This is a genomic window from Arthrobacter ginsengisoli, from assembly GCF_031456935.1.
Taxonomy (GTDB): domain Bacteria; phylum Actinomycetota; class Actinomycetes; order Actinomycetales; family Micrococcaceae; genus Arthrobacter; species Arthrobacter ginsengisoli.
In genome coordinates this window covers 47,733-68,614 of record NZ_JAVDVQ010000003.1, presented here as the reverse complement: position 1 = coordinate 68,614, position 20,882 = coordinate 47,733, and the positions used below count along the sequence as shown (strand labels likewise).

Annotated in this window: 20 protein-coding genes; 2 read left to right on the top strand and 18 right to left on the bottom strand. The window is 67.1% G+C overall.

What is annotated here, in order from left to right:
* Positions 1-93: 93 nt before the first annotated feature.
* The 8 genes from J2X01_RS04545 to J2X01_RS04510 all read right to left on the bottom strand — a co-directional run bounded on the left by J2X01_RS04545 (position 94) and on the right by J2X01_RS04510 (position 8,594).
* Positions 94-912, bottom strand: coding sequence for an HAD family hydrolase (locus J2X01_RS04545; protein WP_310051113.1), 819 nt, complete (start codon positions 910-912; stop codon positions 94-96).
* Between the two features lie 246 nt (positions 913-1,158).
* Positions 1,159-1,671 (bottom strand): YbhB/YbcL family Raf kinase inhibitor-like protein, encoded by a 513-nt coding sequence (locus J2X01_RS04540; protein WP_310051109.1) that lies wholly within the window; start codon positions 1,669-1,671, stop codon positions 1,159-1,161.
* 9 nt (positions 1,672-1,680) lie between these two features.
* Positions 1,681-2,685: a carbohydrate kinase family protein gene (locus tag J2X01_RS04535; protein WP_310051107.1), complete on the bottom strand. Its 1,005-nt coding sequence runs from the start codon at positions 2,683-2,685 to the stop codon at positions 1,681-1,683.
* Positions 2,686-2,746: 61 nt separating this feature from the next.
* Positions 2,747-4,120, bottom strand: a complete 1,374-nt coding sequence (locus tag J2X01_RS04530; protein WP_310051103.1) for an MBL fold metallo-hydrolase — start codon at positions 4,118-4,120, stop codon at positions 2,747-2,749.
* A gap of 132 nt (positions 4,121-4,252) precedes the next feature.
* On the bottom strand, positions 4,253-5,602 hold the full coding sequence (nhaA, locus tag J2X01_RS04525) for a Na+/H+ antiporter NhaA (RefSeq protein WP_310051100.1): 1,350 nt from the start codon (positions 5,600-5,602) through the stop codon (positions 4,253-4,255).
* Positions 5,603-5,680: 78 nt separating this feature from the next.
* Entirely contained in the window at positions 5,681-6,376 is a 696-nt protein-coding gene (locus J2X01_RS04520) for a potassium channel family protein (RefSeq protein WP_310051097.1), read from the bottom strand.
* Positions 6,369-7,733, bottom strand: a complete 1,365-nt coding sequence (locus J2X01_RS04515; RefSeq protein WP_310051655.1) for a TrkH family potassium uptake protein — start codon at positions 7,731-7,733, stop codon at positions 6,369-6,371. The genes J2X01_RS04520 and J2X01_RS04515 overlap by 8 nt, the downstream gene beginning before the upstream one ends.
* A gap of 66 nt (positions 7,734-7,799) precedes the next feature.
* Positions 7,800-8,594, bottom strand: a complete 795-nt coding sequence (locus J2X01_RS04510; RefSeq protein ID WP_310051094.1) for an alpha/beta hydrolase — start codon at positions 8,592-8,594, stop codon at positions 7,800-7,802.
* Between the two features lie 195 nt (positions 8,595-8,789).
* On the opposite strand from J2X01_RS04510, the gene J2X01_RS04505 reads away from it, so the two are divergent.
* Complete coding sequence (locus J2X01_RS04505) at positions 8,790-9,896, top strand: GTP pyrophosphokinase (RefSeq protein WP_310051092.1); 1,107 nt, start codon at positions 8,790-8,792, stop codon at positions 9,894-9,896.
* A 10-nt stretch (positions 9,897-9,906) separates the two neighbouring features.
* Here J2X01_RS04505 and J2X01_RS04500 read toward each other — a convergent pair whose 3' ends face one another.
* The 9 genes from J2X01_RS04500 to J2X01_RS04460 form a co-directional block, all read right to left on the bottom strand.
* A complete protein-coding gene (locus tag J2X01_RS04500) occupies positions 9,907-10,647 on the bottom strand; it encodes a Type 1 glutamine amidotransferase-like domain-containing protein (RefSeq protein WP_310051089.1) in 741 nt (246 codons plus the stop codon).
* 75 nt (positions 10,648-10,722) lie between these two features.
* Positions 10,723-12,618: an IucA/IucC family protein gene (locus J2X01_RS04495; protein WP_310051086.1), complete on the bottom strand. Its 1,896-nt coding sequence runs from the start codon at positions 12,616-12,618 to the stop codon at positions 10,723-10,725.
* Positions 12,615-13,178: a GNAT family N-acetyltransferase gene (locus J2X01_RS04490; RefSeq protein ID WP_310051084.1), complete on the bottom strand. Its 564-nt coding sequence runs from the start codon at positions 13,176-13,178 to the stop codon at positions 12,615-12,617. The genes J2X01_RS04495 and J2X01_RS04490 overlap by 4 nt, the downstream gene beginning before the upstream one ends.
* Positions 13,175-14,545: a lysine N(6)-hydroxylase/L-ornithine N(5)-oxygenase family protein gene (locus J2X01_RS04485; protein WP_310051081.1), complete on the bottom strand. Its 1,371-nt coding sequence runs from the start codon at positions 14,543-14,545 to the stop codon at positions 13,175-13,177. Before J2X01_RS04485 ends, J2X01_RS04490 begins: the two co-directional genes overlap by 4 nt.
* Positions 14,542-16,116 carry a pyridoxal phosphate-dependent decarboxylase family protein gene (locus tag J2X01_RS04480; protein WP_374724933.1) on the bottom strand — a complete coding sequence of 525 codons (1,575 nt, stop codon included), beginning with the start codon at positions 16,114-16,116 and terminating at the stop codon, positions 14,542-14,544. Before J2X01_RS04480 ends, J2X01_RS04485 begins: the two co-directional genes overlap by 4 nt.
* Positions 16,117-16,247: 131 nt before the next feature.
* Positions 16,248-16,532 (bottom strand): DUF1540 domain-containing protein, encoded by a 285-nt coding sequence (locus J2X01_RS04475; protein WP_310051078.1) that lies wholly within the window; start codon positions 16,530-16,532, stop codon positions 16,248-16,250.
* Between the two features lie 132 nt (positions 16,533-16,664).
* On the bottom strand, positions 16,665-17,105 hold the full coding sequence (locus J2X01_RS04470; protein WP_310051075.1) for a protein-tyrosine phosphatase family protein: 441 nt from the start codon (positions 17,103-17,105) through the stop codon (positions 16,665-16,667).
* Positions 17,106-17,311: 206 nt separating this feature from the next.
* Positions 17,312-18,700, bottom strand: coding sequence for an MFS transporter (locus J2X01_RS04465; RefSeq protein WP_310051073.1), 1,389 nt, complete (start codon positions 18,698-18,700; stop codon positions 17,312-17,314).
* 158 nt (positions 18,701-18,858) lie between these two features.
* A complete protein-coding gene (locus J2X01_RS04460) occupies positions 18,859-19,332 on the bottom strand; it encodes a MarR family winged helix-turn-helix transcriptional regulator (RefSeq protein WP_310051070.1) in 474 nt (157 codons plus the stop codon).
* A 94-nt stretch (positions 19,333-19,426) separates the two neighbouring features.
* Here J2X01_RS04460 and J2X01_RS04455 point away from each other — a divergent pair, with 94 nt between their 5' ends.
* The gene (locus tag J2X01_RS04455) at positions 19,427-20,170 is read left to right on the top strand and encodes a GntR family transcriptional regulator (RefSeq protein WP_310051066.1); all 744 of its coding nucleotides are present in this window, start codon (positions 19,427-19,429) and stop codon (positions 20,168-20,170) included.
* A 78-nt stretch (positions 20,171-20,248) separates the two neighbouring features.
* Here the strand turns inward: J2X01_RS04455 and J2X01_RS04450 are convergent, their stop codons facing one another.
* The gene (locus J2X01_RS04450; protein ID WP_310051064.1) at positions 20,249-20,863 is read right to left on the bottom strand and encodes a TetR/AcrR family transcriptional regulator; all 615 of its coding nucleotides are present in this window, start codon (positions 20,861-20,863) and stop codon (positions 20,249-20,251) included.
* Positions 20,864-20,882: the final 19 nt, after the last annotated feature.

Sequence of the window (20,882 nt, the reverse complement as noted above, 5' to 3'; positions counted from 1 at the left end):
CAGCCGTCCTGCGCCGTTTCATGCGGAACCGGCGGCAAAATGGGAGCCTGCCCTGACGTGACTGCTGGCCGGACGGTCAGGCGGCACGGCAGCTCAGGGCAGCCGGACGCCCAGGGCTGCGAGCTTGGCCTCAAGGATCTGGGCGACGCCGTCGTCGTCGAAGTGCGGCGCCTGCTGCCCGGCGGCGAGGATGGCCTCGGGGTGGCCGCTGGCCATCGCATAGCCGTCACCGGCCCAGCGCAGCATCTCGATGTCGTTGGGCATGTCCCCGAAGGCCACCACATCGGCGGAGTCGACGCCCAGCGCGGCCGCGTATTCGGCGAGGGTGACAGCCTTGTTGACGCCGGGCAGGGAGAGTTCCAGGAGCGCGATGTTCGGCGCGGAGTGGGTTGCCGCGGCGAGGTGGGCGACGGCCGGAGTGACTTCGGCCAGGAAATCGTCGGCCGAGCCCTCCCGGACCACGGCGAGGAACTTCACCACGGAATCCGCCGCCGTGAGGGTGGTGTGGAGCGGCGCCGGGGTGTACTCGGCGAGCAGCCTGCTGGAGCCGTTCTCGATGAACCCGGGTTCCAGGTGGAAGCCGGTCAGGGTCTCGGCGGCGAAGAGTGCGGCCGGGCGAAGCCGCTGGATGATGCGGCGGGCCTCGAAGACGGCGTCGAGCTGCAGGGCCCGGGCGGAGACCATCCGGTCCGCCTCAAGGTCCCAGACAACGGCGCCGTTGGAGCAGATGACGGTGCCGGTGTGGCCAAGCTGCTCCTGGAGGGGGTGCAGCCAGCGCGGCGGGCGTCCCGTGACGAAGACCAGTTCGATGCCCGCTTCCCGGCAGGCGTGGAAGGCACGGACGGTACGGTCACTGATCTTGCCGTCGTGGCCGAGGATCGTTCCGTCAATGTCACTTGCTACCAGCCGCATACTGCCAGTCTACGTTGGCGGTGCCGGGCCGGCTTCCGGTGCCGCCCCTCCCCGCCGACCCTCCCCGGCCCTCCCCGGCCGCTCCGACGTCGAATTCGTGGGAAACGTGCCCCGTCGCCGGAACGTCGGTATATATCAAGCTGTTTGTGACAGCTGGGTGGTTTCTTTGTGGTTGATGCCGGGGGCGCCGGGCACGGTGGGCCTGCGGCGGCAGCGGGGGCGGGGCGGGCGGCGGGCGGACCGGGCTTAGTGCCGTTCGTAGATGCCGGTCAGGCTCGCTTTGGCCAGGGTGTGCGGGGCGAGGTGAGCTTCGAGCTGCGCCGGGCGGGCTCCGGCGTCGAGACCAGAGTGCGCGACGTCGAGGGCGCGGACCGTGACGATGTACCGGTGCGGGCCGTGCCCCTTGGGCGGGGCCGCCCCCAGATAGCCGGTGGTGCCGCCGTCGTTCTTCAGCTGGAAGGCACCCGGCGGCAGCTGACCGGCCTGGCGCGCCCCCGCCCCGGCCGGCAGGGACGTGACGTCCGCCGGGAGGTCGAGCACGACCCAGTGCCAGAACCCGCCGCGGCCGGGGGCGTCCGGGTCGAACACGGTGACGGCGTAGCTTAACGTCCCGGCCGGGGCGCCGCTCCAGCTCAGCTGCGGGGACTGGTCCTTGGCCCCCGCACCGGTGGAGGCGCCGCGCTGGGCCGCCGGCAGGGTCTGGCCGTCCTGGAATGACTCACTGCTGACGCGGAAGGAAGGGGCATCGTGGTGTGTCATGGCTGCCTTTCAGTTGCTGGGGAGTTCTGCACTTTCGGGGCCGCTGCCCGCGGTTTCGCCGGTGTGCGGGGCCTGTGAGTCCAGTTCCATCCGGTTCAGTTCCACGCGGGTGGGCGGGTTCGCGCCGGGCCGGGACACGGTGACCGCGGCGGCCCAGGCGGCATGGGCGAGGAGTTCACGGAGGCTTTCGGGGGACAGTTCGCGCAGATCCTTGCGGTTCTGCGCACCGGCCAGGCCCAGGTCCACGACGGCGGACAGCAGCGCCGCCATAAAGGAGTCCCCGGCTCCGACGGTGTCCGCCACTTTCACGGATGGTGCGGGGAAATGCGCCTCCCCGGCGGCGTTCACGCCCCAGGGGCCGTGGGCGCCGCGGGTGACCACCACCATGGCCGGGCCTTCCGAGCCGGCGAGCGAAAGCCAGCGCCGGGCCGAATCCAGTGGATCCACTCCGGGGTACAACCACGCCAGGTCCTCGTCCGAGGCCTTGACCACGTCGGCCAGGGTGACGAACTTTTCCGCCTGCCGGCGGGCGTAGTCCACGTCGGTGATGATGCTGGGCCTGCAGTTGGGGTCGAAGCTGATGGTCGCCATGGGATGGGCGTGTTCGACGGCGTTGAGCACCTCGGCGGCCCCGGGAGCCAGCATGGTGGCGATCGATCCGGTGTGCAGCAGCGTCGTTGCCTGCAGCATGAACGGCAGCCGGGCCGCGAGCCCGGGCAGCTCCCAGGCGAGCTCGAACGTGTAGCTCGCGGCGCCGTCGTCGTCGACCAGCGCCGTGGCCACGGACGTGGGGAGCCCGTCCGGGCCCACCGGGAGCAGCACCGAACTGGACTTCAGGTGGGCCGCCACCGATTCGCCGTAGGCGTCGCGGCCGTAGCGGCCGATGAACTGCACCGGATGGTCCAGCCGGGCCAGTCCGACGGCAACGTTGAGGGGACTGCCGCCGACGTGGGCCTGGATACCGGAGGAACTCTGGACCACATCAACCAGGCCCTCGCCAATAACTGTGAGCATGCTCATACTCTGCCAGAGAACACGGTCCGGCGCCCGTGTGATTCGGGACGTGGTGCCTGGTTCAGGCCGGGGCGGCTGTGCCGAGCCGGGCGCTGTCCACCGGAATTCCGGCGGGTCCGGCGTCGGCGAATTTGGCGTCGACGTGGACCACATCCCTGCCGGCGCGCTGCAGCAGGCTCGCAGCGATGCCGGCCCGGTAGCCGGATGTGCAGTGCACCCACAGCTTCCCTTCGGCGATGGAATCCAGCCGCCGCAGCAGTTCATGCAGCGGGACGTTGACCGCCCCGGCCACCCGCGCGACGGCGTACTCGTCGGCCCGACGCACGTCGACGACGGTGTCCCCCGGACCGCGGCCCGCGAGCATCCCGTCCCAGCCCACGCGGGGATAGGAGGCGAGCGCGGCGCGGGGCGCCAGGGCGTGCGGGTCCGTCCCAAGGGCGGCGGCCGGGGCTTCGATGCCGATCCGGGATAGGTCGCGGATCGCGTTGTCCACGTCGTCGCGGGACCCCACGAGCGTCAGCTGTTCGCCCCAGGGCAGGATCCAGCCCAGGTAGGTGCTGAAACTCGTGCCGTATTCGAAGCTCACACTGCCCAGCAGGTGGTTGCTGGCAAAGGCCACGCGGCGGCGCAGGTCCACCACCCATTCCCCTTCCTTAAGGCGCCGCGTCAGTTCCCCGGGATCGAGCGATTCCGGTACGGCCAGGTCCGCGGGACCGGGGCCGGCGGCGTTGGTGACGCCCATGTGGGCGTAGTAGGAAGGATAGGCCGTGAGGTTGGCGATGAGTTCCTGGACGAAGTGGTCCTCGTCCGGGTCCATCAGGGCGTGGTTGCTGGTGAGCTCGTCACCAATGGTGGACGATCCGGCGCGGCTGGCCGGACCGGAGGAGCAGAAGGATCCGAAACCGTGGGTCGGGAACAACCCGGCGCCCGGCGCGGCCTCCCGGACGAGGCGGCGCACGGAGGCGTACTGCTCATGTGTGAGGCCCAGCGTGTCTCCGGCGCCGACGAGGTCCGTGCGGCCGACCGAGCCATAGAGCAGGCTTCCGCCGGAGAAGACCGCCTGCTGCCCGCCGTCGTCCACGATGAACGACAGATGGGTGTGGGTGTGGCCCGGCGTGGCGACTGCCTTGACCGTCAGCGCGCCGACCCGGACGGTCTGCCCGTCCGTGATCGGCTGCCGCGCGAACTTCACCTGATCCGCGGCGTTCACTAGGTAGCTGGCGCCGTGCGCCCTCGCCAGTTCGAGCCCGCCGCTGAGGTAGTCGTTGTGGATGTGGGTCTCGGCGACGTGCGTGATCGTCACCCCGGCCTCGCGGGCGGCCGCCTCGACGCGGTCCGTGTCCCGCTGCGGGTCAACGACGAGCGCCACGGAGGCGTCATGGACGAGGTAGCTGCGGTCCCCGAGTTGCGTGGTCTCGAAAACGATGACGTCCATGGTTTCCTCCTGGCCTGCCCGGCCGGCCACAACCTTCCGGAAGGGTGCCGCCTGCGTCCCTTCAATCATCAAACCCCCCAGGGTATGAGCGCAAGCCTGCTTTCGCGGCCGGAGCCCGCGTAGCATTCGGACCTACCCGGCGGTGCCGTCCTGTTGGTACACGTCCGGGATTCCGTCATGGTCCGAGTCGACTTTCTCCTCTTCTTCGGCCTGCCGGTACTGCCGGTTCCGGCCCGTCAGCACAAGCGTTGCGAGCAGGGCTGCCAGCGCGGAGGCGGCGAGGATGCCCACCTTGGCGTGATCGTCGTGGAGGCTGCCGTGGCCGAAGCTCAGCTCGGCCACCAGGAGCGAGACGGTGAAGCCGATTCCTGCCAGCAGGGAGACTCCAAAGACGTCGATCCACTTGAAACTGCTGTCCAGCCGGGCCTTCGTGACTTTCGTGAGCAGCCAGGTGGTGCCCATGATGCCGATCGGCTTGCCGAGGACCAGCGCCATGATGATGCCGACCGCCACCGGGCCGGTCAGCGCGGATCCGAGTCCCGCTGCTCCGCCGACAGCCACACCCGCGGAGAAGAACGCGAAGATCGGCACGGCGACGCCGGCCGAGATCGGGCGGAACCGGTGCTCGAAAATCTCCGCGAGGCCAGGTCCGGCCGCCGGGCCGCCGCTGGCCTGGGAGCGCAGGACGGGGATCGCGACCCCGAGCAGTACGCCTGCCACCGTCGCGTGGATGCCCGAGGCATGGACCAGGGCCCAGGTGACCGCCCCCAGCGGCAGGAGAATTAGCCACGCGGCTGCGGCGTTGATCTTGAAAAAGCGCCGGTATTTATGCGCCAGGTAGGTGTAAAGGGCCAGCGGAATGATCGCCAGCAGCAGCGGTAGCGGCTGGAGGTCGCTGGTGTAGAAGACGGCGATGATGGTGATGGCGATCAGGTCGTCCACCACGGCCAGGGTCAGCAGGAAGATCCGCAGGGCGCTGGGAAGGTGCGAGCCGATGATGGCCAGGACGGCGACGGCGAAGGCGATGTCGGTGGCGGTGGGGATGGCCCAGCCGCGCAGGGTCTCCGGGCTCGCGAGGTTGACGAGGGTGTAGATCATGGCAGGGATGACGACGCCACCGACGGCCGCAGCGACCGGAACGATCGATTTGTCCAGCTGCCGCAGGTCGCCGGCGACGAACTCACGCTTGAGTTCGAGTCCCACGAGGAAAAAGAAAATCGCCAGCAGCCCGTCGGCCGCCCAGGCGCCCAGACTCAATTCCAGGTGCCACGGTTCGTAGCCGATTTTGAAGTCCCTCAGGGCGAAGTAGCTTTCGGATGCCGGTGAGTTGGCCCAGATTAGGGCGATCACCGCAGCGGCAACAAGGAGGGCGCCGCCGACGGTCTCCTTGCGGAGGATTTCGCCGATCCGGAGGGATTCGGCGTAACTGCCGCGGCCGAAGATGGTCGGACGGGGCCTGGCGGGAGTAGGCGTGGGGCTCATGCGGGACGTCCTAAAAGTTGGCTCGACTGAACTATGCCGACCAGACTTCCCGGCGCACCTGCACGCCAGTCTAGTGGGTCAGGACATCGTGCTGAACCGTTCGGCCTTGGTTTTGCTGCCTTGGACGATGATCTGGTCGTCGTCGTAAAGCACCGTCTGAACCGTGGTGTGGCCCCAGACGCCGCCGGGTCGCTTGACGGCGACGATGGTGATGCCGTACTTGTCCCTTAGGCCGAGCACGCCCAGGGGCCGGTCGCGGGCGACGGCCGGTGGGCTGGTCCGGATCATGACGAAGTCGTCCTCGAACTCCACGTAATCAAGAATCGAACCGAGGACAAGATGCGCCACTCGCTTGCCCATGTCGTGTTCCGGCCGGATGACGTGCTCGACGCCGAGCTGGCCAAGGATCTCGGCGTGCGGCTCACTGATGGCCTTCGCCCAGATCTGGGGGTGCTGGAATTTCAGGAGCCGGGACGTTGTGAGGATGCTGGCTTCGATATCCGAGCCGATCCCGACCACTGCGCGGTCGAATTCATGGACCGAGAGCTGGCGCAGCACCTCTTCCCTGGTCGAGTCGGCCCGGACCACATGGGTCAGGAGCCCGTTGAAGGACTGGACGATTTCCTCGTTGGCGTCGATGCCGAGCACCTCGGTGCCCTGAGCCTCCAACTCCAGGGCCAGCGAGCCGCCAAAGCGGCCCAGCCCGATGACCACCACGGAGGACGCCTTTGCGCTGGCGGACGCGGAGTGGGCCGAGAAGATATTCCTAGCCAATGAGTGGCCTTTCCTTGGGGTACTCGTAGAGCATGGGTCGTTCGCGCAGGGCCAGGGCCGCGCCGAGCGTCACCGGACCGAGCCTCCCGACGAACATCAGCAGGATCAGCACGAGCTGACCCTGGGGAGGGATCGCGGCGGTGATGCCCGTGGACAGGCCGACCGTGGCGAAGGCGGAAATGACCTCGAAGAGGATCCGCTCCTGCCCGAAGTCGGTGATCAGCATCAGGAACATCGTCGAGCCGGTGACCAGGGCAATCGCCAGGAGCACCACGGTAATGGCCTGGCGGTGCACGGCGCGGGACAGTCGCTTGCCGAAGATGTTGACGGCGGTTCCACCCTGAAGCTCGGTGCTGAGGATGAAGAACAGCACCGCGAACGTGGTGATCTTCAGGCCGCCGGCTGTACCGGCCGGGCCGCCACCGATGAACATCAGGATGTCCATGCCCAGCCAGGACACCGGGTTCATCTGGGCAATGTCGATGCTGTTGAACCCCGCCGTACGGGTAATGACGGACTGGAAAAAGCCGGCCAGCACGCGCTCGGCAGGATGTAGTCCGCCGAGGGTTGCCGGGTTGGTCCATTCGACGACGGTGAGGAACACGGCCCCGCCGGCGAGGAGGATCGCAGAGCCGACGATCACGAGTTTCGTGTTCATGCTCCAATGGATCGGACGCCGGTACTGCCTGCCCAGTTCGAAGAGGACCGGGAAGCCGAGGCCGCCGATGATCACGGCGGCGGCGATCGGCAGACAGATCCAGGGGTCGCCGACGAACCCGATCAGATTGTCCGAATACAGCGCAAAGCCTGCGTTGTTAAAGGATGAGATGGAGTGAAACACCCCGTGCCAGACCGCCTCGCCCGGCGGATAGCCGTACCCGGCCATGAACCGGATCGCGAGAATCAGCGCCAGCGCAGCTTCGACCACGAGGCTGATGAGCAGAACTCCAATCAGCACGCGGCGGACGTCACCGAAACCGCTCTTGGTCTCCGCGGCGGCGGAGATCCTGGACCTCAGGCCTAGCCGGCGCGCGGTCAGGACCCCGAGCAGCGTGCCAAAGGACATCACGCCGAAGCCGCCGATCTGGATCAGGACCAGGATGACCACCTGGCCAAAACCGCTCCAGAAAACCGGTGTGTCCACGGTAATCAGCCCCGTTACGCAGACGGCGGACGTGGCGGTGAACAGCGCCTCCAGCAGGCTGGCCCCTCCCCCGCTGGACGTGGCCACCGGAAGCAACAGCAGCCCGGTGCCCGCGGCGACTGCACCGGCGAAGCCCAGGACGATCACCTGGGCGGGGTGCCGCGGCGCGAACGTCCGGAAGAACCTGGCGAAGCCCGCTGCCAGGGCGCGCATAACCGCGGGAACTTCGACTTGCATAGGGGTCACGCTACCATCGGGCGGCGGCTGCCCCTGAGGGGTTCAGCCAAGCAGGGTTTGCACGAGTTCGCGGCACTTCCGGTACGCGGCGGTCTTGGGATCGATCAAGGCGAAATGGTCGCCCGGAACTTTGAGGAGTTGGACGGGGGCGCCGGCAGACTTGGCCGCCGCGGCGTAGGAGTCGGACTGGCTAACGGGGACTGTGTCATCGTCCGTGCCGTGGACGGCATAGACAGGGATTCTCAGCGGTACAGCGCTCATCGGGTCCGCATATTTATGCCGTTTCGGGTATTTCTCGGAGGATCCGCCGAGCAGGTTGCTGACAGCTCCGTTGCTCAGGTTCAGCCGTTCGGCTTCCGCGAGGTTGAGCAACCCGGACTGGCTGACGACGCCGGTGAGGTGCACCGCGCCGTCGTCGTTCCTCCGGAGCAGCTGGCGGTCCGCGTCCGGGGCGCCGAGCTCGGCGAGGCGGCTTCGTCCCGCAGCCCAGACCGCAAGGTGCCCGCCGGCCGAGTGGCCCAGCGCCACCACCCGCTCCAGACCGATCCCGTGGTCGCCGGAAATGTCGCCGAGCTTGTCGATGCCGGCCAGCACATCCGAGAAAGTCTGGGGCCAGCCGCCGCCGTTGCCGGCACGTCGGTACTCCAGGTTCCAGGCGGCCATACCGTGCGCGGCGAGGTCCTTCGCCAGTGGTTCGCCGAGTTCCGCGCCGTACTGCGAGCGCCAGTAGCCGCCGTGGATCACCACGACCACACCCTGGGTTGCGGCTGTCTCCGGCAGGAAAAGCTCCCCCCACTGGCTGGGGTCATCGCCGTAGCTGTACCTATGCCGCTCCACTGTGTCCTCCTCGGGGCCCGGTGAACAGGCGGCGGAGACTGCCCCAAGAGTCACCGCCGCTGCGGCCGTGATCACAGCGCGACGCCGCACATCAGCCTTCTGCCGAGCCTACCTTGAGCGCTGCGCGGCGGGGTGCAAGGCCACCGCGGGGGTGTCAGCCCAGCCGCCGTCGTACCCCGGCCGTAAGCTGGACGTATGGCGAGCAACTGGGAGCGACTGGACCCGAACCTGCGCGAATCCGTGCAGGAAAACGTGGAACTCTACGAGCGGGTGCGTCCTGCCTTGAAGCTGGTCACCCGCGAGGTCCTGCTGACGCTGCGGACCATGCTCAAGGGAACGGAAGTGACGCCGCTGTTTGTCACGGGCCGCACCAAAACGGTCGAATCCTTCCGGGAGAAGATCTCCCGGACGGAGGAGCCGCTGGAACCGGGCGGGCCGCCGGTGCTGAAGTTCCCGGATCCGTTCCGCACCCTGAACGACATGGTGGGCATCCGGGTGATCACGAAGCTGCCGGCGGAAAACGCGATGGTGGCCAACCTGATCAAGCGCCAGCGCCAGCTCTTCGACTGCCGTGGAGACCGCGAGAAGGACATCGGCTCGATCGAGTCGGGCACCTACGGCTATTCCAGCCGCCACCTGATCCTGCGGACCATCCAGAACGAGGCCGTTAAGGAGTACCAGCAGACGTTCAACCCTGAGATCCCGCCGAACGGCAGCTACTTCTTCGAATGCCAGATCCGTACTGTTTTTGCGCACGCCTGGAGCGAGATCGAGCACGACATCCGCTTCAAGGCCGAGGACCCGCGCGCCTGGACCCCGCACTTCGACCGCCAGTTCACCGCCACCGCCGCCATGCTGGAAACCGTGGAGGGGGCGTTCGCTGACCTGCACGAACGCTATGAGGAGGTCCGCAGCTTCTGGGACATGGACGGCGAAGGCGCCGCGCAGCTGACCCCGAACCGGATCCGCGACGTCTGGCGCACCCTCCTGCCGCACGTTGACCGCAAGGTCGACGACGACTGGGGCTGGGCCGCGGAGCTGATGGCCGCCCACGGCCTCAACCAGACCATGCAGCTGGCCGGGCTGCTCAGCGCCAACCGGATTACCGAGGTCCGCCGCGCCCTGGACCACCGCTACTCCCCCGGCCCGGACCGGCTCCTCGATGACCTGCTGCTCTGGCAGTACGGCACCACACACATCGACCTCACCGCCGAACCAGCCGACACCGTCCCGCACCCGCGGCGCGACAGCCTCCTGCGGCGGCTCAAGCAGATCGAGCGCTACCGCCTGACGCAGGGGTAGGGCGCCCGTCCTAAAGCCCCGCGGGCTCCAGTCGTTCCTCGAGCACTTCCGCGGATGAGTCCCCGGACTGGACCAGCCGCACCCGGTACGCGGCTTTGCCTGGCGTTTCCGTGACCGCTTCGACCAGTTCGGTCCCGCGGTAGAGCAGGCCCACGCCGTCGTCGGTGCAGTGGGTCTCGCCCAAGGTCCCGTCGGCGACAAGGCGGTGAACGAGCGGGCGGCGGGCGGCTTCGGAGTCGTAATGGACCCCGTTGTCGTAGGGAAGCAGTCCCAGTCCATTGCCCACAGCGCGGAGTTCGGGCCCGAACGAATCGGTGGTCCCGCCGTTGAACCAGCAGATCGAGCCGGCCGAGACGCCGGCAAGCACCACCCCTGCTTCCCAGACTCGCCGGAAGATAGAGTCCAGCCCATGGGCGCGCCAGACGGCGAGGAGGTTGACGACGGAACCGCCGTTGACCCAGACAACATCCTGGCCAAGCAGGTATTCCTCGGCGTTGGCGACATTGGGCATGGTGAACAGGTTCAGATGCGTGAGCTGAAAGCGGGCGAGGTTCGCCGCCTCGCTGATCTCGTTGTTGAACCACCGCTGATCGCCGCTGGCGGTTCCAACGTGGGCGACCCTGGGTGCCCGCCCGATCACACCGGACAAGTCCACCGCGTGATGGACCAGCTTGTTGAATTCCAGGCGCGTCCGCGTCCCCGGCTTGTAGCCCCCGGAGGTCGCAAGGATGGTCGGACTTTCGGCAGCCATAAAGATGTTCTCCTGGGTTGGCGACAGCGATCTTGGAGTCGAGCGTACCGAAGGGCGCATCGTCGCGCGTCCTGGTCAGGCGAACCGTGCCAGCGGGTTCTGCAGCCGGCCGGACATCTGCAGTCCGCCGGACGGGTCGGTCAGGTCCAGCATCTGCTGGTTGTTGCGCAGCTGCAGCCGGTTAAGGCAGGACAGCGGGAAGTCCTGGGCGAACAGCTCATGACGGGCAAACTGCTCCGCAAGCTCGGGGTGCTCGCCCTGGTAGCTCCGGAGGACGGACGCGGCGGTCCGCCAGAATTCCTCGCCGCTGAGCGTGCCGTCTTCCTCCAGTACTGCGCTGAGGAACCGGAAGATGCAGTCAAAGACGTCGGTGAAGATGGCCAGGACCTTCTCCTCGTCGGGGATCTCAGCCTCGATCCGGGCCACCTCTTCGGGCAGCTCCAGGCGGTCACCCATGACGACGATCTCCTCGGCGATGTCCTTCATGATGGCACTGACCGGGACGCCGTTTTCCAGGATCAGGATGACGTTTTCACCGTGCGGCATAAAGGCCAGCTCGTAGGCATAGAGGCAGTGGACGAGCGGGACAAGGTAGGCCTCGAAGTACCGGCGCAGCCAGTCCGCAGGATCCAGCCCGGACCGCTCGATCAGCGCGGACACCATCGGTTTTCCCGCGGCGTCGACGTGCAGCAGGGACGCCATGGTGGCCAGTTGTTGCCCGTCAGCCAGCAGCGGCAGCGGGCTTTCCCGCCACAGCGCGGACAGCATCTTCCGGTACGGCGACTCTTTGGCCGCAGCGGCCTCGTAGTAGCCGTTGTGGTAGCCGATGGCGGCGACCTCGCGGATCAGTTTCAGTCCGCGGCCCTGCAGGGTGGCGTCGCTGAGAATCAGGTTGTGGAGCCAGTCGTTGATGGCGGGGGTGGCCCTCATGTACTGCGGCGACAGTCCCCGCATGAAGCCCATGTTCAGCACGGACATGGCCGTTTTGACGTAGCACTTCTCCGGCGAGACCGTGTTGAAAAACGTCCGGATTGACTGCTGCGCCTGGTAGCTGTCCGCCCCGATCCCGAGGTGCACAATATGCTGCTGCGCCAGTTCGGCGGCAAACGTCACCGAGAGCTTGTTGTCCCATTGCCACGGGTGGACCGGCATCAGGAAGTAGTCCGCCGGGTCCAGGCTCAGGGCACTGAGCTCGGCGTCGAAGGACGCGACGGCGGAGGTCCCCAGCTCTGCGTCGAGGTGGTCGCGGTACCCGATGCCCTCGGCGGACGTGAAGACGGCCTTGCTCCGGTGCACCGCGACCCATTCCAGCTGCACGGGAGCGCCGGCCTCCGGGGCGAAGGCACGGTAGTCCGCGATCCCGAAGCCCAGCCGGCCGTTGTTGGCCACGAAGCAGGGATGGCCTTCCGTCATGCTGAGTTCGATGGTTTGGAAATCAATGGCGGTGTCTGCCCCGCCGGTCACACCCGCCGCGAGTTCCGCGGCAGAGGGCTGACCCCGCCACTGTTTGTACGCGTGGCTGGAGAGTGTGCTGCTGATTTCCTCAAGGTAGACCGGGAGCATCTCCGCGCGGATTCCGAGCGTGTCCCGGAACTCGGTGATGAAGCGCAGGGCATCAAGCTCGGTGCCCTGCCCCGCCGGACATGCCCATTCCTCAGCCCCGGGCGTGGGCATGTCGGGATATGCCCCCGTTTTGAGGCGGCGGATGGACATGTTCTCGATGGACCAGTGGTCGAGCTCCAGTTTCCGGGCCGAAAACCAGTACTCCACGGAACCGTCGTCGCTGGTGACGCGGTACTGGGCGGGTTCCCGGGCATCCGTCACGAGTTCGGGCGCCAGGATCCGTTCGTGCGAGAACTCGGCGAGTGCCTTGCGGATCAGGTGCCGGTTGGCGGCGGCCCAGCGTTCCGGGGTCAGGTGTGCGGTCGCGTTTCCGGCGGTCAGGACGGATTCAAGGTCGGCGATGGTCATAGAGGTGCTCCCTGGCGGGTCGGCGGCAAATGAAGGGCAATGCGGGCGGCGTGGAAGGCTTCCCGGGTGCAGAAACTGAGCAGGGCCCGTTTCGCGGGCAGGGCCACCTCGCCGGCAGGCAGGAAACCCAGCCGGGCGTTGAGGAGGTGGATTTTCGTGTTGCGGGCGTCGGGTTCCACAACGATGCGTGTCACGCCCGGATCGGCGAACAGCCGCTCCAGGACGGCGTCCATCACCGTCGTGGTGTAGCCGGGCCGGGGCGGACCGGCCGGCGGGGCGACCAGCAGGTGCATCCCGAGGTCACCGGGCCGGACGGCATACACGCCGGCCAGCGGCGATGATTCCGGAAGGTACGCCTCCGCCAGGAAGGCGGGAACGCCGTCGTCGAGGCCCAGTAGCGCGTGGTGGTGGCCGCTGGACTGGATCCTCGAGTACTCCTCCACGACGTCCTCAACGGTGCTGCCCAGCATGTCCCAGAAAGTGGCGTACGGCTGCGTCACCCACGAGTGGAGGAGCGGCGCGTCGGCCACCGGGTCCAGGCTGCGGAAGCTGAAGCTCATGCCGGCACCCCCGCCGCTTGGCGGACGCCGCCGTGCATGGGACGCTGCCGCGAAGGGCCCGGCGGCGGGCCGAACTGCTGGAACGCGATGCTCCGCTCCACCGGGTAGTCCTCCTGGCCGGTGATTTCGCGCAGGATGCAGGAGTTTCGGTACGCGGCCATGCCCAGGTCCGGGGTAACGAAGCCGTGGGTGTGCAGTTCGGCGTTCTGGACGAAGATCTCGCCGGGTTCGACGCCGGTGCTGTAATTGCGGTCCACGGCGAACCTGCCGCTGCTGTCCCGTTCGATCCGGTGCTGCACGCCGGCCAGGAACTCTGGCTCGCGGTAGCTGTAGCCGGTGGCAAGCACCACGGCTTCGGTCTCCAGCGCAAAGTCGGCGCCCGTTTCCTCGTGCCGCAGCTGCAGGGTGTGCGACGCTGACGCCGGGTCCCAGGCCGCGCCGGTGAGCGCCGAGTGGGTCATCAGCTGGGTGTCCACCATGCCGGCGAGGCTCTTGGTGTAAAGCAGGTCGTAGATCGCGTCGATCAGCTCGGCGTTGATGCCTTTGTAGAGGTTCTTCTGGCTCTTGACCAGGCTCTCGCGCTGTTCCTGGGGAAGGGCGTGGAAGTAGTCCACGTATTCCGGCGACGTCATCTCCAGCGTCAGCTTGGTGTATTCGAGCGGGAAGAACCGACCGGAGCGGGTGACCCAGTTCAGTCGGTAGCCGTGGACGTCGATCTCCTGCAGCAGTTCGTAGTAGATTTCGGCGGCGCTCTGGCCGCTGCCGATGATTGTGACGCTCCGTCGCCGCTGCAGTTCGTCTTTCCGCAGCAGGTACTCGGCGTTGTGGAGGACCAGTCCGCCGTCGTCTACAATCCCGTTGCAGGCCGCCGGAACATGGGGCGAGGTGCCGGTGCCCAGCACCAGCCGCCGCGCGTGCAGCACCCCGGGGCCGTCCGGACCGTCCACGGCGAGCCGGTACACGCCGCCGTCGTAGTTGATCTCCCGGACGTCCGTGCCGAACCGGACCGAATCCAGCTGGCCCGCCACCCACTGGCAGTACTGGTTGTACTCCGCGCGCAACGGGTAGAAGTTTTCCCGGATGTAGAACCGGTACAGCCGTCCGGTCTGCTTCAGGAAGTTCAGGAACGAATAGGGAGACGTCGGGTCCGCCAGGGTGACCAGGTCGGCCATGAACGGGACCTGCAGGTGGGCGGGCTCCAGCATCATCCCGGGGTGCCAGTCGAAGGATTCCCGGCGCTCAAGGAACACCCCGTCCAGCCCGTCGATGGGCTCGCTCAGCGCGGCGAGGCCCAGGTTGAAGGGCCCGACGCCGACGGCGGCGAAGGAGTGGACATGCGGCGCCGGGCTCGGGTTCCCGGCGTTCATGCGGAAACCGCCGCGTCTGCCAGCAGCGAAGCCCCGGTGGTCCGGAGCAGCTCGATGATGCCGTGGATGTCCTCCACGCCCGCCTCGGCGTTCAGCAGGGTGAACTTCAGGTAGTGCCTGCCGGCCACAGTGGTCCCGGCCACCACAGCCTCGCCGGAGGCGAAGACTGCGGAGCGGATGTCCCGGTTGAGTCTGTCCGCGGCGTCTTCGGACAGGCTGCGGCCGTCCGGCTGGAGCGGACGGTAGCGGAACACCAGTGTGCTCAGCTGCGGCGGGGCGGCGAGCTCAAAGTCGGGATCGGCGGCCAGGACCTCCGCCACGCTCGACGCCAGGTCAATGGCCTCGTCAAAAAGCACCCCAATCGCCTCGGCGCCCATGATGCGCAGCGTCAGCCAGAGCTTTAGGGCGTCAAAGCGCCGGGTGGTCTGGATGCTCTTGTCCACCTGGTTCGGCCGGTCGACGGCGGCCGCCGGATTCAGGTAGTCGGCGTGGTAGGTCACATGCCGGAACGTGGCCGCGTCCCGGACCAGCAGGGCGCTCGAGCTGACCGGCTGGAAGAAGGTCTTGTGGAAGTCGACGGTGACCGAATCCGCCCGGTGGACGCCCTCGAGCAGGTGCCGGTGCCGGCCGGACACCATCAGACCGCCGCCGTATGCTGCGTCGACGTGGAACCAGGCGCCGTGCTCGCGGGCCGCTGCAGCCAGCTCGTCGAGGGGATCAATCGCCCCGAAGTCAGTGGTCCCGGCAGTAGCCACCACCGCCATGGGCACGAGTCCCTCGTTCCGGACCCTCGCCAGTTCCCTTGCCAGCGCCGCCGGCTCCATCCGGTGGTCTTTTCCGCAGGGGACGGATACGACGGCGTCGTACCCCAGCCCGAGCATCGACGCGGACTTGCGGATGCTGAAGTGGCTGTCCGCGGAGGTGAAGATGCGCAGCTTCTCGAGGAGGGACGGCAGCCGGAGCCCGTCATGTTCCGGGTCCAGCTTCAGCCATTCCACGGTTTGGTTCCGGGCCAGCAGCAGAGCCTGAAAATTGGACTGGCTCCCGCCCGAGGTGAAGACACCGTCCGCGGAATCGCCCAGCCCGAGCTGCCCGGCCGCCCACGAGATGAGCCTCCGCTCGATCATGGTGGCCCCCGCGCTCTGGTCCCAGGTGTCCAGGGAGGAATTCACTGCGGACAGGACAGCCTCGGCAACGAGGGCCGGGATCACCACAGGGCAGTTCAAGTGCGCCGCGTACTTGGCGTCGTGGAAATAGACGGCGTCGCGGAGGTAGACGTCCTCCAGTTCCTCCAGGGCGGCTGCCGTATCCCCCAGCGGGGTGCCGAGGTCCACGGCGTCGACCCGGCTCTTGAGCTCGCCGGGGGTGGCGCCGGTGAACGGGCGCGTGCAACGGGAGACTTTGGCGGCGACCGCTGTTACGCCTAGGAGCACCTGGGCGGAGTATCCGGCGGCGTTGCGCGCATTGAAGACGTGGGCGGCGGCATCCTGCACGAGCCGGGCCGGGGACCCGGGCCCGGTCTGGGTGCCGGGAGGCACGGCGTGAACATCCAAGGGGGTTACGGGCGCCACAGAGGAATCCTTTGTTTGACGTTAGACAACTTCGAGTAAGCTAACCCTTACTTAGGTAAGCCTTTACGTCAAACTAGTGTGACTTAATTCCTTGAGGCGGTGGTTTTTTGGCAGGTGGCCGGTGTGTGCTGTTATCTGTGGGCGTAGGTGAGGCAGTCGGCGTTATCCACTCCTGGACCCACATGGACCTCGGTTGCCTTGCACATCAAGTGGTCATTGTGGGCACATTCGGATCGCTGGCAGGCACCTACATCGGCCAGCACTTTGGGCAGCCCTCCATGCACACCGATGTCAATGAAGGTGGCGCAGGAGGCATGATCTTCAGCGCCGCCAACGGTGATGGCGGCGGCGTTGCAGTTGGAATGGTCGTTGAAGGAGCAATTGCTTACGCTGCAGTCGGCTACGTGCGTCGTCATTGGATTTTCCTCCGTGGTCCCGTCACCCTGGCTGGGCGGCTCCTTCTGTCCACGGTAGGCCGCTCCAGAGCAATCAAAAAGACCCAATTGTGTGACCTAATGCCGGGGCCGATCAGACCGACCCCCAACTGATCAGGTCCCTGGGCGCTGGAAACGGGCGACGTACTTCCGCTGCCACGGTGTCTCAACGGCGCCCCGGCGGTAATGGGCGCGCACCCAGGCCACGGCCTCGGCAGGCTGGACACCGTCCAGGACCGCAATACAGGCGAGGGCGGTGCCGGTCCGGCCACGGCCGGCCCAGCAGGCAATTTCAACCCGCTCGGTTTCCGCACGGCGCCAGGCTTCCCTGAGCGCGTCCAGGGTGTCGTCGTCGTCCGCCGGGAGGTTAAAGTCCCGCCAGCGGACCCAGCGGGAAGCCCACGGCATCGGCGCGGGGCGTCGCCCCAGCAGGTACAGGCCAAACTCAGGCCGCTGCCCGGCAGGGAACGGCATGAGCAGCCCGCGGCCGCGGATGAGCCGGCCGGAGGGAAACTCAAGAACTCCCGTCTGGCCCGGATCCCAGGTCTGCGTCATGCCTCCGAGCGTAGCCCCTCCGCCGGAAGCACGCACCGGCCGCGTTCCCGCCCAGTTACTGACCGGGCCCCACCCGGCCGCTGCCCGCCGGCAGCCCAAAGCCCGACGGATCCAAGGGACCCGCCGGGCTTTTGTGTGTCCGGGCGGAAGCAACTGGGCAGGGGCGCGCCGAGAAATCGCAGCTGCACCCGGATCGGGCCGGGAGGCTAGCCCAGATGGACCACGGGTGCCTCGCCTTCGGTTCCGGTGAACTTCTTGCGGTCGATGTTGATGAGCAGCAGGGCAATCGGGGCGATCAGGATTGCAACGCCCGCGGCCCAGAGGAAGACCACGGAGTAGCCGGTCGAGAGGGCGGCCAGCGAAACACCCCCGGCCGTGGCGGCCGCGGCGATGGTGCTGAACAGGGCGATACCAAGTGAGCCGCCGATCTGCTGGGAGGCGTTGACCAAGGCGCTGGCCACGCCGGAATCATCCTTGTCCACCCCGAACAGCGCGAGGTTCTGCATCGGAACGAAAACCGTGCCCAGCCCGACACCAAGGAGAAGCAGCGCCGGCAGCATGTTGACGAGGTAGCTGCCCTCGGCGCTGACCTGGGTGAGCCACAGCATCGCGGCCGCCATGAAGACCGGGCCCACGGCCGTCGGAATCTTGGCGCCCAGTTTCGGCAGGTTTTTCGCGACGAGTGCCGCCGTGATGATCAACGCCACCGTCATCGGCAGCGAAGCCAGCCCGGCGAGGAACGGAGCGAAACCCAGCACGATCTGGATGTAGAAGTTGATGAACAGGATGCCGCCAATGAGGACCGCGCCGGCCAGGAATGAGGCCAGGAAGGCCGCACCGCGGTTTCGCTCGGTGGCCACGCGCAGCGGGAGGAGCGGGTGCTTGACCTTCCGCTCCACGACGACGAACAGTGCCATCAGAAAGACGCCGGCAGCGATGAAGCCCCATGCTTCGGGGGCACCCCAGCCGTGCTCGGCATTGGTGAAGCCGTAGACCAGGGACGCCAGCCCAAGTGCTGCCAGAATGACCCCGGGCCAGTCATATTTGGTGGAGCCCTGGGCCTTGCTTTCACCGACCAGTGACCACACGCCGGCGAGGGCGATGACGGCGATCGGCACGTTCACGAAGAAGCACCAGCGCCAGCTGACATGTTCGGTCAGGAAACCGCCCAGCAGGACGCCCACGGCGGCACCGACACCGGTGATGGAGCCGAAGATCGCGAACGCCGTGCCGCGGTCCTTTCCGCCCGGGAAGGCGACGGTCAGGAGGGCCAGGGCCGCGGGGGCCAGCAGTGCAGCGAACACACCCTGCAGGGCGCGGGCGCCGATCAGCTCCCATGGCTGCTGGGCGATGCCGCCGATCAGGGACGCGACGGCAAAGCCGACGGCGGCCACGATGAAGGTCCGCTTGCGGCCCCAGAAGTCAGCGATTCGTCCCCCCAGCAGAAGGAACGCGCCGAAGGCCAGGGCGTAGGCCGTGACCACCCAGGAGCGTGTCGAGTCGCTGATGCTCATCTCGATCTGGAGACGGGGCAGCGCCAGGTTCACGATCGTGCCGTCCAGCACCACCATGAATTGCGCGAGGGCCAGGAACACCAGCGCCCACCATTGATTTTTGGGTCTAGTCCCTTGCTGTACGCCTGCATCTGCCAACTGTGTCGCCACGCCCATTTTCACCCTTCAAAGTAATAATACTTATAAAAGTATAACTAGTTTCGCTGTCGCAAGGTGAAGGGAATGGGGAGTGATGTCGGTTACTCCGGCTCGGCCAGGATCGACGCGAGCCGCTGAAGGGCCGGCAGGCTGGCGGCGATTAGCTCGCGCTCTTCGGGCCGCAGCCGGGAACTCGCCGAACCCAGCGCTGACGCCCAGACGCCTTCAAGAAGTGCCTTGATCCGCTGGGATTCCGCCGTGGGATAAAGGGCGACATAACGCTTGTCCGCGGCGTCACGGACACGGGTCACGAGGCCCGCGGCGACCAGCTCACGGAGCTGGACGCTGACATTGCTGAACTGCCGGCCGAGACGGGAGGCGACATCCGCGACATTGATGCCCGGGTGGCTTTCGACGACCCGAAGGATCTCCAGGACACCGTTTGACAGCGGCCGGACGCCGGTGTCATTGAGCGATTTCCGGCGGACATCGGAGGAAATGTCGATCACCGCGACGGCAAGGGCGCGGTGGTCCACAGCCTTCGCCGGTCCTTGATTGGCACCAACACTTTCCATTCGACAAGCATAGGCTCCGGTAGGGCTAGCCCCTCCAGCGCCCTTCGATGGCATAGTGGAGGCCGGACCAACGACGTGGAGGAACAGAGGACTTATGGCATCTGGCGAGCTTGATCCCTCGTCCGGGATACCCCTGTACCGGCAGATCAAAGAAATTCTGCGTAGGGAGGTCGCCGGGGGAATCGTGGAACCTGAGAAGCCACTAACCGAGGCGCTGCTGCTCAGTCGATTCGACGTCAGCCGGGCGCCCATCCGCCAGGCGCTCCAAGAGCTTGCCAGCGAGGGCTACGTCTACCGAAAGCAAGGCAAAGGGACGTTCCCGGTCACGGGCGCCCGGGTACAACGCCCGGCGGATGTGCGGTCGGGGGCCCTGTACCAATATCTCTCCGAGACCGGCCGCCATCCGACCGGAAAGGTCTCCGGCCTTGAGCGCGTAGAGCCTCCCGCCCGGATCCGGGACCTCCTGGGGCTCGACCCGAACGAGCGTCTCCTGCATTTCACCCGGCTGATCTCGGTCGAGGACGAACCGCTCGTCGAGGCCGACGTCTACATCCGGGCGCCCGACGACTTCCGGCCCACTGCTGCGGAGCTCGACGACGAGGGCTCCGCCTTCAGGCTTCTGGAGCGCAAGTTCGGCATCGCGCACGTCCGGGCCGAGCATGACGCATGGGCCGCCGCAGCAACCGCCGATCAGGCGACGACCTTTGGCGTGAGCCAGGGAAGCCCCCTGCTTGTCATCGAAACAGTCTTCTACACCACGGGTGACCGGCCCGCCGGGTGGCGTTCCGCAGTGCACCAAGCGGAGAAGTTCAAGTACCGCTTCAGCACCAACCAGTGAAGTCGGCTGGGGACCGAAATGCCCCGGACACCGCAAGGTGTCCGGGGCATTTTTTGTCCGGTGCAGCCGTCAACCCTCTCAGCCTTCGTCGCAGAGCAGGTGGTACCAATTGTCGGCGAGGATCTCGAGCGCATGTTCACGGTTTGGTTCAAACTTGCGGCGGGTCCAGAGTGTGGCCACGTAGTCGAGTGAGGTGAAGGCGAGGGTTCCGCGGATATGGTGGGTTTCTTCCGAGAAGCGCCCGGCCAGCCGCATTCCGCGGACCAGGTCGGAGACAACCTCCTCATGCCATTTCTCGACCATGGCGCGCACCTCGCGGTCGACGGCGGCGGCCTCGTCGAGCACGTCCAGGTAGGGGCGGAAGACCGGCCACAGCGCGGCCCGCGACTCCAGCCAGGCCAGGATGCCCGGCAGCTCGCCTGCGCGCACCACGTCAACGAGGTCGGGCGCCGTGGAGCCGCTCTCCGGGCCGTCCGCACGGTCCAGTACGGCGTTGACGCGCGCCATGAAGTCCCTCATCAAATCACCGCGTGACGGATAGTAGGCGTAGAAGGTCGCCCGGGTGGTGCCGGCCGCCGCCGCGATCTCGTCGATAGTGGTCGCGGCGTAACCATTCTCCGTGAACAGCTCAAGCGCGCGCTCCCCGATCACGTCGCGGGTGAGCTTCTTCCGGGCTTCTCGCAGCGACGACATGGCTCAATCCTAACGGTGG

Coding starts and splice junctions, on each gene's coding strand:
- J2X01_RS04495 (WP_310051086.1), bottom strand. CDS start 12,618: ATGACCATCGCCGACCTTGAATCCGTCCTGACCGCCGGAAACGCGACC.
- J2X01_RS04540 (WP_310051109.1), bottom strand. CDS start 1,671: ATGACACACCACGATGCCCCTTCCTTCCGCGTCAGCAGTGAGTCATTC.
- J2X01_RS04530 (WP_310051103.1), bottom strand. CDS start 4,120: ATGGACGTCATCGTTTTCGAGACCACGCAACTCGGGGACCGCAGCTAC.
- J2X01_RS04460 (WP_310051070.1), bottom strand. CDS start 19,332: ATGGAAAGTGTTGGTGCCAATCAAGGACCGGCGAAGGCTGTGGACCAC.
- J2X01_RS04455 (WP_310051066.1), top strand. CDS start 19,427: ATGGCATCTGGCGAGCTTGATCCCTCGTCCGGGATACCCCTGTACCGG.
- J2X01_RS04505 (WP_310051092.1), top strand. CDS start 8,790: ATGGCGAGCAACTGGGAGCGACTGGACCCGAACCTGCGCGAATCCGTG.
- J2X01_RS04470 (WP_310051075.1), bottom strand. CDS start 17,105: ATGACGCAGACCTGGGATCCGGGCCAGACGGGAGTTCTTGAGTTTCCC.
- J2X01_RS04485 (WP_310051081.1), bottom strand. CDS start 14,545: ATGAACGCCGGGAACCCGAGCCCGGCGCCGCATGTCCACTCCTTCGCC.
- J2X01_RS04515 (WP_310051655.1), bottom strand. CDS start 7,733: ATGCGCGCCCTGGCAGCGGGCTTCGCCAGGTTCTTCCGGACGTTCGCG.
- J2X01_RS04545 (WP_310051113.1), bottom strand. CDS start 912: ATGCGGCTGGTAGCAAGTGACATTGACGGAACGATCCTCGGCCACGAC.
- J2X01_RS04450 (WP_310051064.1), bottom strand. CDS start 20,863: ATGTCGTCGCTGCGAGAAGCCCGGAAGAAGCTCACCCGCGACGTGATC.
- J2X01_RS04475 (WP_310051078.1), bottom strand. CDS start 16,532: ATGACGACGCACGTAGCCGACTGCAGCGTAAGCAATTGCTCCTTCAAC.
- nhaA (WP_310051100.1), bottom strand. CDS start 5,602: ATGAGCCCCACGCCTACTCCCGCCAGGCCCCGTCCGACCATCTTCGGC.
- J2X01_RS04535 (WP_310051107.1), bottom strand. CDS start 2,685: ATGCTCACAGTTATTGGCGAGGGCCTGGTTGATGTGGTCCAGAGTTCC.
- J2X01_RS04500 (WP_310051089.1), bottom strand. CDS start 10,647: ATGGCTGCCGAAAGTCCGACCATCCTTGCGACCTCCGGGGGCTACAAG.
- J2X01_RS04490 (WP_310051084.1), bottom strand. CDS start 13,178: ATGAGCTTCAGCTTCCGCAGCCTGGACCCGGTGGCCGACGCGCCGCTC.